Raw genomic sequence first — 13204 nt, 5'->3', positions numbered from 1 at the left:
GTCAGCCGACGGCTCCTTCCATCTGCAGCTCGATCAGCCGGTTGAGCTCGAGCGCGTATTCCATCGGCAACTCGCGCGCGATGGGCTCGACGAAGCCGCGGACGATCATCGCCATCGCCTCGTCCTCGGTGAGCCCGCGGCTCATGAGGTAGAACAGCTGCGTCTCGCTGACCTTCGACACCGTGGCCTCGTGACCCATCGACACGTCGTCCTCGCGGACGTCGACGTAGGGATAGGTGTCCGATCGGCTGATGGTGTCGACCAGCAACGCGTCGCACTTCACGGTCGACTTGGAGCCGTGTGCGCCCGGCTCGATCTGCACCAGGCCGCGGTAGGAGGTGCGCCCGCCGCCGCGCGCGACCGACTTGGAGATGATCGTGCTCGACGTGTGCGGCGCGACGTGCACCATCTTGGCACCGGCGTCCTGGTGCTGACCCTCACCGGCGAAGGCGACCGAGAGCGTCTCGCCCTTGGCGTGCTCACCGAGCATCCAGACGGCGGGGTACTTCATCGTCACCTTGGAGCCGATGTTGCCGTCGATCCACTCCATCGTCGCGCCCTCGTGGGCCACCGCGCGCTTGGTCACGAGGTTGTAGACGTTGTTGGACCAGTTCTGGATGGTGGTGTAGCGGCAGCGGGCGTTCTTCTTCACCACGATCTCGACGACCGCCGAGTGCAGCGAGTCGGTCTTGTAGATCGGGGCGGTGCAGCCCTCGACGTAGTGCACGTAGGCGCCCTCGTCGACGATGATCAGGGTCCGCTCGAACTGGCCCATGTTCTCGGTGTTGATCCGGAAGTAGGCCTGCAGCGGGATCTCGACGTTGACGCCCGGCGGGACGTAGATGAACGACCCGCCCGACCACACCGCGGTGTTGAGCGACGCGAACTTGTTGTCGCCGGCCGGGATCACCGAGCCGTAGTACTCCCGGAAGAGGTCTTCGTGCTCGCGCAGCGCGGTGTCGGTGTCGAGGAAGAGGACGCCCTGAGCCTCGAGGTCCTCACGGATCTTGTGGTAGACGACCTCGGACTCGTACTGCGCCGCGACCCCGGCGATCAGCCGCTGCTTCTCCGCCTCGGGGATGCCGAGCTTGTCGTAGGTGTTCTTGATGTCAGCCGGCAGCTCGTCCCACGTCGCGGCCTGCTTCTCGGTCGACCGGACGAAGTACTTGATGTTGTCGAAGTCGATGCCGGTGAGGTCGGCTCCCCAGTTGGGCAGCGGCTTCTTGCCGAACAGCTTCAGCCCGCGCAGCCGTCGCTCGAGCATCCACTCCGGCTCGTTCTTACGCCGGGAGATGTCGCGGACGACCTCGTCGGAGAGGCCGCGTCGGGCCGACTCGCCGGCGACATCGGAGTCCGCCCAGCCGAACTTGTAGCCGGACATGGCTTCGATCTGCTCGTCCTGCGTGAGGACGGGCGCGGTGGTCTCCGGTGCAGTGGTCATGCGTGCTTCCTCCCGGATACGGGCGTACCTGTGGGAACTGCTGTCGAACTCGTGGTGACCGGGACGTGCGTCGTGCACACGCCGTCGCCCCGGGCGATGGTGGCCAGTCGTTGCACGTGGGTGCCGAGCAGGCGCGAGAACGCCTGGGTCTCGGCCTCGCACAGCTGGGGGAACTCGGCGGCGACGTGAGCCACCGGGCAGTGGTGCTGGCAGAGCTGCTCGCCGCTACCCACCGTGTGCGCGGAGGCAGCGTATCCCTCGTCGGTCAGCGCCTCGGAGAGGGCCGCCACCTTCTCCCCCGGCGTCTCGGCGGCGGCGATCCGGTCGCGGTTGCGCGACTCCAGCACCGCGAGCCGCTGTTCGGCGAAGGCCGTGACAGCCTTCTCCCCACCGCGGGCGGCAAGGAAACGCAACGCGGACGCGGCGAGGTCGTCATAGGCGTGGGGGAAGGACTCGCGGCCACCCTCCGTCAGGGCGAAGACCCGGGCCGGACGACCGCGGCGACGCCCGCCCAGCGGTCGGCTGTCGCGTGCCACGACGACTCCGTCGGCGACGAGGCCGTCGAGGTGCCGGCGTACGGCGGCCGGGCTGATGTCCAACCGCTCGGCCAGCGCGGACGCGGTCTGCGGGCCGGCCTCCATGAGCAGTCGCGCGACAGCATCGCGGGTGCGATGCTCCACGGACGGCTCGGCGGTCCCGGCGAATTTCACAACACTATTGTGTCGTTTATCGGCCCCCGCGGCAAACAGAATCCCCGGTGACCCCGGTCACCGCCCCCCGGTATATCCCGATATGCCCGCCTTGCTCGGCCCCTCTTTCGGCTTGAACGTGACGTTCAAGCCGCTAGATGGCCTGAACGTGACGTTCAAGCCGAACGGAGGGAGCGGAAATGGGCACGCGTGTGGTGCGGAATCCCGGCCCGGGCCGTCAGGTGTGCAGGCGGGGTACGTCGGCCAGCAGGCCCTGGGTGTACTCGTGCTGCGGGGCGAAGATCACCTCGTCGGTCGGGCCCGACTCCACCAGCTCGCCCTTGCACATAGCCAGGATCCGGTCGCTGACGTAGCAGGCCTGGCCGATGTCGTGGGTGATGAAGATGATCGTCATGTCCTGATCGCGGCGCAGGTCCATCAGCACGTTGAGGATGTTGGCCCGCAGCGACGCGTCGAGCATCGAGGTCGCCTCGTCGGCGATGAGCACCCGGGGGCGCATCATCAGGGCCCGGGCGATCATCACCCGCTGCCGCTGACCGCCGGAGAGCTGGTGCGGCCACTTGCCGAGCACGTCCTTGGCCTTCAGCCCGACCTGCTCGAGGGCGTTGATCATCCGGTCCTCGGCGCCGACCAGCTGCTCGGCCTCGGAGAGCAGGCCCTGGGAGCGCTGCAGAAGCCTGCGGACGGTGAAGAACTGGTTGAACGCGCTGAACGGGTCCTGGAAGACCGCCTGCACCTCGCGCCAGTAGGACTTGACGTCGCGGCCCTCGATCGCGGTGATGTCCTTGCCGTCGAGCAGGATCGAGCCCGAGGTCGGGTCGAGCAGCCGCAGCAGCAGCCGGGCGAGGGTCGACTTGCCGCTGCCGCTCTCCCCCACCACGGTGACGATCTCGTTGCGACCGACGGTGAACGACACGTCGTCGACCGCACGGACGACATTGTCGCCGCGGCCGAAGAGGCGGGTCAGGTTGCGGGCCTCCAGCAGTGGGGCGCCGCCCTGTTCCGCAGCGCCCTGCTCCGCTTCGCTCTGCTGCGGCAGGCTGGGGCGGGTCACAGCTTCGCCTCCACGGGCTCGCCATTGTGGTCGCGCGACCACCAACAGCTGGCGAAGCGACCTGGGTCACCGACCATCGGCGGCTGCTCCGTCGTACAGATGTCCATGGCGAGGCTGCAGCGCGGATGGAACCGGCACCCCGACGGTGGACTGACCAGGTCGGGCGGTGAGCCGGTGATCCCGGTGATCCGGCGGGTGCGGATCTGCGGCTCCGGCACGAGTACCGAGTGCACCAGCGCCGCGCTGTAGGGGTGCCGGGCGCGGTTGATGACCTCCTCGGCCTCGCCGACCTCGACCACCTGCCCGGCGTACATGATCGCGATCCGGTCCGCGATCGCATTGAGCACGGGCAGGTCGTGCGTCACGAAGATGACGCCGTTGATGAACCGGCGGGACAGCATCTCGCGGAGCAACTCGATGAGGATCCGCTGGGAGGAGACGTCGAGCGCCGAGGTCGGCTCGTCGGCGATCAGCAGCTTCGGGTTCAGCAGCGTGGAGAGCACGGTCACGACGCGTTGTTTCATGCCGCCGCTGAGCTGGTGCGGGTAGTAGTCGAGCACCCGGCGGGGCAGGTCGAGCTGCTCGAGCCGCTCCGCGGCACGGTCGATCGCCTCGTCCCGGCGCACCTTGCGGTCGTGCGCCCGGATGATGTCGAACGCGAAGTCGCGGATGCGAAGGGTCGGGCTCAGCGAGTTCATGGCTCCCTGCGGTAGTAGGGAGACCACCTCCCCGCGCCACGACCGCGGCGGGGGACGGCGCGGCTCGAAGCTCAGCGTCTCCCCGGCGACCTCGAGCTCGCCCTCGAGCACGTAGAGCGGTGGCCGGGCGGTGAGGGACAGGACCGAGGCCAGCGTCGACTTGCCGCAGCCGGATTCTCCGGCGACGCCGAGCACCTCACCCTCGCGGACGTCGATCGAGACGCCGTCGACGGCCATGGTGCCCTGGCCGCCGTGACCGGCGTACCAAGCACGCAGTCCGCGTGCCGCCAGCAGCTGCGTCGAGGTCGCCGTCGTGGTCGCGGTCTCGATGGTCACCGGTGGGCCCCCTCGATCTCGATGGACGCCGCCTCGCCGGCGGGGGCGAACCCACCGGCGGTCTGCACCGGCTCGGTGACCGGCACCGACCGCAACCGCGTCCCGCCGCGGCGCAGGCGCGGGTTGAACACCTCGTCGAGGCTCGACTGCAGCATCAGCAGGGAGAACGCGATCAGGGTAAGCAGCAGGGTCGGCGGCACGAACGCCCACCATGCCCCGGTGCGCATCGACTCCCACGCGAGTGCCCAGTGCAGCATGATGCCGAGCGACACGCCGTCACTCGGGCCCAGGCCGAGCATGGACAGACCCGCCTCCGCCAGGATTGCGCCGGCGACCTGCAGCACGAAGGCCATGCAGACGTAGCTGAGGATGTAGGGCAGTACGTCGAAGCTGATGAGGCTGAACGAACTGGCGCCCGACAGCCGGGCCACGTCGATGTGCTCCCGCGTCTTCACACTGTTGGCCTGGGCCCGCACGGCGCGTGCCGTCCACGGCCAGCTGGTGACACCGATGACCAGAGCGAGGGTGAGCTCCGAGCGGGAGTGCAGTGCGATCGACAGCAGGATCAGGACGACGATCGACGGAATCGCCAGGAAGACGTTGGTCACGCCCATAAGCGATTCCTCGAGGATGCCGCCCTTGTAGCCCGCGACCGTGCCGGTGACGACACCGATCAGTGTCGCGACGATCCCGGCGATCAGCCCGATGATCAGCGACGTGCGGGTGCCGTACATCAGGTTGGCGAACACGTCGTGGCCGAGGTTGTCGGTACCGAGCCACGAGTGTCCGGACGGATGGTCGTAGAGCCCGCCGACGACCTTGCCCGGCGTTCCGGAGAAGATCAGCGGGCCGACGAACCCGAAGAGGACGATCAGGAGGAAGATTCCCGCGCCGATGTAGAAGCGGGGCGTGAGTCGCGCGAGGCCCATGGCTATCGCTCCCCTGCTTGAGCCGCCCGGATCCGCGGATCGATGACGCCGTAAGCGACTTCGACGAGGAAGTTCGCGAAGAGTACGGCGATGACAATGATCAGCGTGATCGCCTGGATGACGGGATAGTCGTTCTGGCTGATTGCGTTGAACAGCAGCGTGCCGATCCCCGGGTAGGAGAACACGATCTCGGTGATCAAGGCGCCGCCGACCAGAGTGCCGATCGACAGCGCGAGGCCGGTCACCTGCGGGAGCATCGCATTGCGGAAGATGTAGCGCACGATCCGGCGGTCGGAGACGCCGAGCCCGCGGCCGTAGTTGACGTAGTCGGAGCCGAGCTCGTAGATCGCCATCGACCGCATCCCCACGGCTTGTCCCCCGATGAACACGAGGACGAGGGACAGGAACGGCAGCCAGTAGTGCTGGATCGCGTCGCTCAAGAATGCACCCGAGAGGGCCGGCGTCGTGCCGTAGGCGTATCCGCCGCCGGCCGGGAAGACGGGAAGCAGCACGGCGAGCAGATAGAGCAGCAGGATCGCCAGGCAGTAGTAGGGCATGCTCGAGGTGAACAGCGACCCGAGGAATGCGCCACGGTCGAACCAGCCGCCCTTGAAGGCCGCAATCGCGCCGAGCACGTTGCCGATCAGCCACCCGATGAGGATGGCCGGGATCTGCAGCCCGAGCGTCCACGGCAGGGCCTGCCCGATGAGCGACTGCACGTGCGCCGGGTACTGCGCGAAGGAGACCCCGAGGTCGCCGTGCAACAGGTGCCAGACGTAGATGCCGAACTGCTGCCAGAAGGGCTTGTCCAGCCCGAAGGCATTGGCGTAGTGCTCGTGGATCACCTTGAGCTGGTCACCGGAGACCCCGCCACGACCGAGACCCGCGACGATGGCGTCGACCGGATTTCCCGGGATCATCCGGGGCAGCCAGAAGTTCAGGAATACCGCGGCGACGAGCGCGCCGAGGTACCACCAGCCCTTTCGGAACATGTACCGGCGGAACGTCATCCGGCGTCACCTCCCGTTCCGCGGCCGTCGCCGGGCCGTCGGAACTCCGTCACGCGGACTTGGGCTTGATCTGGTACAGCCACATCGACCCGGCGCCGGAGAACTGCGGCGGTGCGGTGGGGTGCTCCGCGTTGGGCCAGCCGGTCCACGTCGAGGCGTTGTACTCGAAGAACTCCAATGGGCGGTACATCAACGGGATCATCGGTGCGTTCTGCATGAAGATCTTGTCCAGCTCGGTGTAGAGGTCCTTGGCCTCCGCGCCGGAAACGGTCGCGACCTTCTCGAGCAGCGGCGTGACCCGCGAGTCGTGGAACCGGCCGTAGTTGTAGAACGCCGACTGGCCGGGCTTCGGTACGCCGCGGGAGTCCAGGACGTCGCGGAAACGCTGCCACGGTGTCGCCGGGCTCACTCCCGACACACCCCAACAGGCGAGGTCGAAGTTGCCGTTCTGCACGGCCTGGGTGACCTGCGGAGCCTGCGGGAACTGAGTCTGGATATCGATACCCACCGCCTTCGCGCTGGAGGCGACCACCTGCAGTCCGGTCTGCCAGTCCGACCACCCGGTCGGGGTCTGCGCGGTCCACGGACCGAGGCGCGTCCCGTCAGGCAGGCGGTAGATTCCGTCGCTGCCCTTCTTGCAGTGCAATTCCTGCTCGAGGATCTGGACCGCCTTGTGCGGGTCGTAGCTCCAGCCGTTGGCCTTGACGTTCGCGGCGTTGAAGTACTCCGCTTCGGCGCCGGTCGGCAGCACCAGGCTGGAGTTGGCCGGCTTGGAATACCGCGACATGGCGGTGTTGGCGATCTGCGCGTAGTTGATCGCGTGCGCCAACGCCAGCCGCACCTTGACGTTGTCCAGGCCCTTCTTCGTCGTGTTGACCACGAGCATCGGGATGCTGCCGGGAACGTGGTACGGCGACTTGTCGTACCACGTGCGCACCGGAAGGTGCTTGTTCTGCCACATCTGCCAGATCTGCGGCGTGAACTGCTGCGAGACGTCGATGTCGCCGTGCTGGAAGGCGAGGTCGCCGTCGTCGTTGCCCTTGAAGATGGGGTGCACGATGTAACGCGGGTGCGGCAGGCTGCCGTGCGCGGACTTCCCCCAGTAGCTGTCGACCCGCGACATCGCGACCTGGGTCGCGCTGCTGTTGTCGAGCTTGTAGGGACCTGAGCCCATCGGCTTCATGTTGGTGAATTGGGTGATCTGAGAATTCTTCTTCTCCACGCCCATCCACACATGGGACGGCAGGATGTAGGTCCCAGCCAGCGAGCCCTTCACCATTCCGGGATTCAGCCGGCTCGAGTTGAGGACAACCTTCACCGTCGAGGAATTCACCGCTGAGATCGAGGTGACGTAGTCCCAGAAGGTCGCGTAGGAGATTTCCTTGTGACGCTTCGCGAGCTCAAACGTGTAGACGACGTCGTCGGCGGTCAGCGGTTTGCCGTCCTGCCAGTGCACGCCGTTCTGCAGCGTCACGATGGCAGTCGTCTTGTTCTGGAACTGCAGCGACTTGGCCAGCGCCGGCTTCAGGCTGCCGTCGAGCAGGTCGAAGCCGAAAAGCGTCTCGTAGATGTACTGCTCAGTGTTCTCCCCGGCCGGCCAGGCCGCGGTCGGGCTCAGCGGATTGAAGTTGGTCGGCGGTCCCCATTGGAAGCCGGCGATGAACAACGTCTGTGCACGCTTGCCCGATGCACCTCCCTCAGCGCCCGTACACGCGCTCAGTAGGCCCCCGCCCAATGTGGCTCCAGCACCCAGAATCGCGGCATCGGCAAGAAACTGTCTGCGGGTCCGGTGCAGATGTGGCAGGTCGGCCATGATCCCTAGCTCCTCCAATGGATTGAACGACCGGAGAACGCGCGCCGGACCGCCCACTCGACCCGGCGGAGACCGCAGTCCCGCCGAGCGACCGGGCCGGTTCGCCGGCGTCATGCCGGAGGCGTCAGTCCTATGTCGTCATACGAACTCGGGTTGATGCTGACGGGAGGCTAGGGGGTGCAACCTAGGGCGCGCAAGCATCTCAGTCATGATCATTTACGCGTCGGGGCTGCGTTTGCGGTGTACTCGTCCACCGTTGTCACGATTCGCCGCGGGTCGCGTGCGAAGGCACTGACCTGCCCGGCGACGCGCGGTTGTGCCGACATATCCTCGCTGGCGTGGGACTTTCCGCGAACCGGGCAGTACGATCCGATGTCCCCGCGCTGGAAGTCCGCGGACTCGTCAAGCGCTACGGCGATCTCGTCGCCGTCGCGGGGTTGTCGCTGGTCGCACCCCGCGCCGGTGTGCTGGCGCTGCTCGGCCCGAACGGCGCCGGCAAGACCTCGACCGTCGAGACGTGCGAAGGCTTCCGCCGGCCGGACGGCGGCACGGTACGGGTCCTGGGTCTCGACCCGATCAAGGACCGCGCGTCGCTGCGGCCCCGGGTGGGCGCCATGCTGCAGGGCGGCGGCGCCTATATGGGCGCCCGGGCCGGGGAGATGCTCCGGCTACTGTCGTCCTACGCGCGTGAGCCGCTGGACTGCGTCGAACTGCTGGAGCGGCTGGGTCTGCGCGGCGTCGAACGGACGCCGTACCGCCGGCTCTCCGGCGGGCAGAAGCAGCGGCTGTCGCTGGCGATGGCGATCGTCGCCCGACCCGAATTGGTCTTTCTCGACGAGCCGACGGCCGGGCTCGACCCGCAGGCGCGGCATGCGACCTGGGACGTCGTCCGGGCCCTTCGGGCGGACGGCGTCAGCGTCGTGCTGACCACTCATTACATGGAGGAGGCGGAGCAACTCGCCGACCGGGTGGTGGTGATCGACCACGGCCGGAGCGTGGCCGACGGATCGCCGGCGGAACTCACCCAGGGCGGCGCGAAGGGACAGCTGCGCTTCCGCGCGCCCGGCGGCCTCGACCTGCTCGACCTGGGCGAAATCCTGCCGGACGGCTTCCGGGTCAGCGAGCCGACGCCCGGGTGCTACCTGGTCGAGGGCCCGGTCGACCCCGAGTTGTTGGCTGTGGTCACGGCCTGGTGCGCCCGCCACGACATCATGGCCCGCGACCTGCAGATCGAGCAGCGGTCGCTGGAGGACGTTTTCCTCGATCTCACCGGGCGGGAGCTGCGGTCGTGACCGAGGACATCGCGCCCCTGCGGCCCGGCACCTTCATCCCGCGACCGGGCACCGCGCCGCTGCCGCGGATGCTGGCGGCCCAGACCTGGATGGAGCTCAAGCTCATCCTGCGCAACGGCGAGCAACTCCTGCTCAACCTCATCATTCCGTTGCTGCTCGTCCTGGTGCTCGTCCTGGAACCGTTCGTCAGCGTCGGCGGGAGCCGGGCCGGCTTCTTCGTCCCGGGCGTCCTGGCGCTGGCGATCATGTCGGCGGCGTTCACCGGACAGGCGATTGCGACCGCCTTCGAGCGCAAGTACGGGATCCTGAAACGCCTCGGGGTGACGGCCCTGCCCCGGTCGGTCCTGCTGCTGGGCAAGACATCCGCGGTCGTGTGCGTGGAGATCGTCCAGATCGCGGTGATCTGCCTGGTCGGGCTGGCGGTCGGCTGGCAGCCGCACGGGTCGGCCGGCTCGGTGGCGCTGCTCGTCGTCCTCGGTACGGCGGCCTTCGCCGGGCTCGGGCTGTTGTTGGCCGGCACGCTGCGGGCGGAGGCGACCCTTGCCGCGGCCAACGTGGTGTGGTTCGTGCTGCTCTTCCTCGGCGACGTGATCTTCCCGCTGTCGAAGTTTCCGCACGGGCTCGCCACGTGGCTCGGATTCCTGCCGACCACGGCGCTCGCCCACGGCCTGCGGGCCGTCCTCCGCGACGGTCGGGCGGTACCGCTGCACGATGCGGCGACCCTGGCGGTGTGGGCCGTGATCGCCCTGACCGCCGCCGCGGCGACGTTCCGCTGGGAGTGAGCGGCCCGCGCTGCGGGCGGCCCGGACGCGCCGCCTACGATCGGCGGGTGACGGACGGCCTGCTGACGGCGTACCGCCGGATTCGTGACACGCCGACGAGCCCGCGGCTGATGCGGGGTCTCGCGGTGGCGGCCATCGTGGCCAACGCCGGCATCGCGATCACCGGAGGTGCGGTCCGGCTCTCGGAGTCCGGGCTCGGCTGCCCCACCTGGCCGCAGTGCACCAACGGCAGCCTGCTGCCGACCGCCGCGAACCCGACCGGGGCGGTGCACCAGGGGATCGAGTTCGGCAACCGGTTGCTCACCTTCCTGGTCTTCGCCACGGCGCTCGCCTGCGTCGTCGCCGCCTGGCGGCTGCGCCCGCGCCGGCGGGACGTGCGCGCGATCGCGCTGCTCCTCCCCCTCGGCGTCGTCGCCCAGGCCGTGCTCGGCGGCATCACGGTGCTCGAGAAGCTCAACCCGCTCACCGTCGCCCCGCACTTCCTGCTGTCGATGGTGCTGACCTACGTCGCGGTGTGGCTGCACGCCCGCACGGCGGAGGGCGACGACCCGCCCGCTCTGCTCGTCCGACGCGAGATCCAACTCGGCATCCGGCTCCTCGTCGTCGTACTCATGGCCACGCTGGTCGCCGGCACGCTGGTGACCGCGACCGGGCCGCACGCCGGCGACATCCACACCCGGCGGCTCGGGTGGGACCCGACGATGATCACCCAGTTCCACGCCGACCTCGTCTTCCTCTACGTCGGCCTCGTGATCGCGCTGATCCTCGGCCTGCGGGCCACCCGCGCGCCCCGGCGTACGCAGCGTCGCGCGATCGTCCTGTTCGGCGTGGTCGTGCTGCAGGCGGTCGTCGGCTACGTGCAGTACTTCACGCACGTGCCGGCCGTGCTGGTCGGCGTACACATCGCGGGTGCCACGTTGGCGACCATCGCGACGGCGCGACTGTTCTTCTCGACCCGTGAGCGCGGCCCCGCACCGGACGCGCCGGCGCTGCTCGGTGCCGAGGACCGGGAGACCTTGATCGGCCTCTGACCCGACCGGCGGTTAGGGTCTCCTCCATGCCGCAGAGTCACGATCTCACCACCCTGCTGGACCAGTTCATCGCCGAGGAGTTCGAGGACCGGCCGGTCATGGCGTCGGCGGCCGGTGCCGCGGGCTACGACGACCGGCTCGGCGACTTTTCCGCCTCGGCCCGCGAACGCCGCGCGTCCCGCGACCGGGAGTGGCACGCCACCTTCACCGGCGTGCCGGACGACGGGCTGGACGCCGACGCGCGGATCGACCGCGACCTCGCGATCGCGACGTTGCGCGGCCGGGTGCTGCTCGACGAACGACCGGACTGGCGGCGTGATCCCGCGACCTACCTCGAGCCGTGCCTGCGCGGCCCGCACGTGCTCTTCCTGCACCGGCTGCACCCGGAGGCCGAACTGGTCGCCGCCGCGGTTGCGCGGCTGCGGCAGGTCCCCGACGTCCTCGAAGCGGGCATGGCCAACCTGGACCCGGAGCTCACTCCCCGGCTGCTCGTCGACCGGGCCATCGGGCAGGCCCGGTCGGCCGTCCGCTACGCCCGCGATTACCTGCCGGCCGAGGCCGAGGACCCGCGGCTGCGGACCGCCCTCACGGCCGCCGCGGCCGAGGCGGCACTCGCCTTCGAGCGGTTCGCGGAGTGGCTGGAGGGGCTCGGCGAACGCGCGGGCGGCGACTGGCGGCTCGGCGAGCCGCTGTATTCCGCCCTCCTCGCCGAGCGGGAGCTGCTCGACCTGGACGCGAACTCCCTGCATCGGCGCGGGCAGGCGGCGTACGACGAGCTGGACATCGAGATGCGGAAGGTCGCCGAGAACATGCCGGGCGGCGGACCGGACTGGCTCGCCGTGATGAAGGAGCTCAACCAGGAACACGCGCCGACCCTCGAGGCCATGCGCCAGGCGTACGAGACGACGACCGGGCAGGCCCGCGACTTCCTGCGCGAGCGGAAGCTGGTGCCGTTCGCCGAGGGCGAGGAGTGCGCGGTCGTGCCCGCCCCGGTGTTCCAGCGGCCGGTGCTGGCGGTGGCGTCGTACGCCGGTCCGCCGCCGCTGACCGACCGGCGGCTGGGGCACTTCTTCGTCCCGTTCACCGCCGACGACGCGAGCGAGGAGCAGGTGCAGCAGCGGCTGCAGACCAACTCCAGCGCGTCGATCCCGACCATCTCCGTGCACGAGGCCTACCCCGGACACCACTGGCACCGCACCTGGTCGGCCGGCGGGGCGCGACCGATCCGCAAGCTGCTGGGCACGCCCTACTTCGGCGAGGGATGGGCGCTCTATGCCGAGCGGATGATGTATCAGGAGGGCTTCTTCACCGACCCGCGGCACGTGCTCGCCCACCTCGACGCCCGGATCTTCCGGGCCGCCCGGATCGTCGTCGACACCGCCCTGCACGCCGGCGACATGAGCGTCGAGGAGGCGGTCGACACGATGGCGACCAAGGCCTCGCTGTCCCGGGACACCGCCGAGGTCGAGATCCGGCGCTACTGCGCCTGGCCGACCCAGGCGGCGTCGTACCTCACCGGGGCCCTCGAGATCGAAGCGATCCGGGAACGTTGGCGGGCTGCCAATCCGGCAGCCCCGTTGGCCGATTTCCACGCGGCGATCGCCGGGAGTGGCAACCTGCCGCTGGGGCTCGCGGGCCGCGCGGTCCTCGGCGACGCCTGACCCGCGCCGCCTCGCCCGCCCCGCCGTCCGGGGCCGGCCGCCCCTCCATTCGGCTTGAACGTCACGTTGATGCCAAATGGGGAGCGGCCGATTCCGCTTGAACGTCACGTTCAGGCGGTCTAGCCGCATCAACGTGACGTTGACGCGGAATGAGAACCCGGGGCGACGCGCCGGGGCGCCGGACGCGGCTTCTCAGCCGACCTTCAGCCCGTCGCGGCACACTGGCCGGGTGCGGATCTTGGTAGTCGACGACGACCGGCCGGTGCGCGAGTCGCTGCGCCGGTCGCTGACCTTCAACGGGTACGACGTCGAGCTGGCGGCGGACGGGTTCGAGGCGCTGCGCGTGGTCGCGGCCAACCGGCCCGACGCCATGGTGCTCGACGTGATGATGCCCGGCATGGACGGGCTGGCGACCTGCCGCCGGCTGCGGTCGGTCGGCGACGACCT

Annotated in this window: 12 protein-coding genes; 5 read left to right on the top strand and 7 right to left on the bottom strand. The window is 69.1% G+C overall.

Annotated features, from left to right (window positions below; genetic code table 11):
* Position 1: 1 nt before the first annotated feature.
* From sufB to VGH85_09765, 7 genes are all read right to left on the bottom strand, one after another.
* Positions 2-1441, bottom strand: a complete 1440-nt coding sequence (gene sufB / locus VGH85_09795) for a Fe-S cluster assembly protein SufB (protein ID HEY2174087.1) — start codon at positions 1439-1441, stop codon at positions 2-4.
* Positions 1438-2151, bottom strand: coding sequence for a metalloregulator ArsR/SmtB family transcription factor (locus VGH85_09790; protein HEY2174086.1), 714 nt, complete (start codon positions 2149-2151; stop codon positions 1438-1440). The genes sufB and VGH85_09790 overlap by 4 nt, the downstream gene beginning before the upstream one ends.
* A 217-nt stretch (positions 2152-2368) precedes the next feature.
* Positions 2369-3205, bottom strand: a complete 837-nt coding sequence (locus VGH85_09785) for an ABC transporter ATP-binding protein (protein HEY2174085.1) — start codon at positions 3203-3205, stop codon at positions 2369-2371.
* Entirely contained in the window at positions 3202-4239 is a 1038-nt protein-coding gene (locus tag VGH85_09780) for an ABC transporter ATP-binding protein (protein HEY2174084.1), read from the bottom strand. Before VGH85_09780 ends, VGH85_09785 begins: the two co-directional genes overlap by 4 nt.
* Positions 4236-5168, bottom strand: coding sequence for an ABC transporter permease (locus VGH85_09775; protein HEY2174083.1), 933 nt, complete (start codon positions 5166-5168; stop codon positions 4236-4238). Before VGH85_09775 ends, VGH85_09780 begins: the two co-directional genes overlap by 4 nt.
* A gap of 2 nt (positions 5169-5170) precedes the next feature.
* The gene (locus tag VGH85_09770; GenBank protein ID HEY2174082.1) at positions 5171-6178 is read right to left on the bottom strand and encodes an ABC transporter permease; all 1008 of its coding nucleotides are present in this window, start codon (positions 6176-6178) and stop codon (positions 5171-5173) included.
* Positions 6179-6227: 49 nt separating this feature from the next.
* Positions 6228-7991 (bottom strand): ABC transporter substrate-binding protein, encoded by a 1764-nt coding sequence (locus tag VGH85_09765; protein ID HEY2174081.1) that lies wholly within the window; start codon positions 7989-7991, stop codon positions 6228-6230.
* Positions 7992-8329: 338 nt separating this feature from the next.
* Between VGH85_09765 and VGH85_09760 the strand changes: the two genes are divergently transcribed.
* The 5 genes from VGH85_09760 to VGH85_09740 form a co-directional block, all read left to right on the top strand.
* The gene (locus VGH85_09760; protein HEY2174080.1) at positions 8330-9283 is read left to right on the top strand and encodes an ABC transporter ATP-binding protein; all 954 of its coding nucleotides are present in this window, start codon (positions 8330-8332) and stop codon (positions 9281-9283) included.
* The gene (locus VGH85_09755) at positions 9280-10065 is read left to right on the top strand and encodes an ABC transporter permease (GenBank protein HEY2174079.1); all 786 of its coding nucleotides are present in this window, start codon (positions 9280-9282) and stop codon (positions 10063-10065) included. The genes VGH85_09760 and VGH85_09755 overlap by 4 nt, the downstream gene beginning before the upstream one ends.
* 47 nt (positions 10066-10112) lie before the next feature.
* On the top strand, positions 10113-11096 hold the full coding sequence (locus VGH85_09750) for a COX15/CtaA family protein (GenBank protein ID HEY2174078.1): 984 nt from the start codon (positions 10113-10115) through the stop codon (positions 11094-11096).
* A gap of 26 nt (positions 11097-11122) precedes the next feature.
* Positions 11123-12757 carry a DUF885 domain-containing protein gene (locus VGH85_09745; protein ID HEY2174077.1) on the top strand — a complete coding sequence of 545 codons (1635 nt, stop codon included), beginning with the start codon at positions 11123-11125 and terminating at the stop codon, positions 12755-12757.
* A gap of 229 nt (positions 12758-12986) precedes the next feature.
* Positions 12987-13204, top strand: a 218-nt coding sequence (locus VGH85_09740; GenBank protein ID HEY2174076.1) for a response regulator, incomplete at its 3' end; no start/stop codon positions are given.

Source organism: Mycobacteriales bacterium, from assembly GCA_036497565.1.
Classification (GTDB): domain Bacteria; phylum Actinomycetota; class Actinomycetes; order Mycobacteriales; family QHCD01; genus DASXJE01.
Note: the sequence above shows the minus strand (reverse complement) of the source record. Positions and strands in the feature narration are given on the sequence as shown.

Coding starts and splice junctions, on each gene's coding strand:
- sufB (HEY2174087.1), bottom strand. CDS start 1,441: ATGACCACTGCACCGGAGACCACCGCGCCCGTCCTCACGCAGGACGAG.
- VGH85_09775 (HEY2174083.1), bottom strand. CDS start 5,168: ATGGGCCTCGCGCGACTCACGCCCCGCTTCTACATCGGCGCGGGAATC.
- VGH85_09770 (HEY2174082.1), bottom strand. CDS start 6,178: ATGACGTTCCGCCGGTACATGTTCCGAAAGGGCTGGTGGTACCTCGGC.
- VGH85_09765 (HEY2174081.1), bottom strand. CDS start 7,991: ATGGCCGACCTGCCACATCTGCACCGGACCCGCAGACAGTTTCTTGCC.
- VGH85_09745 (HEY2174077.1), top strand. CDS start 11,123: ATGCCGCAGAGTCACGATCTCACCACCCTGCTGGACCAGTTCATCGCC.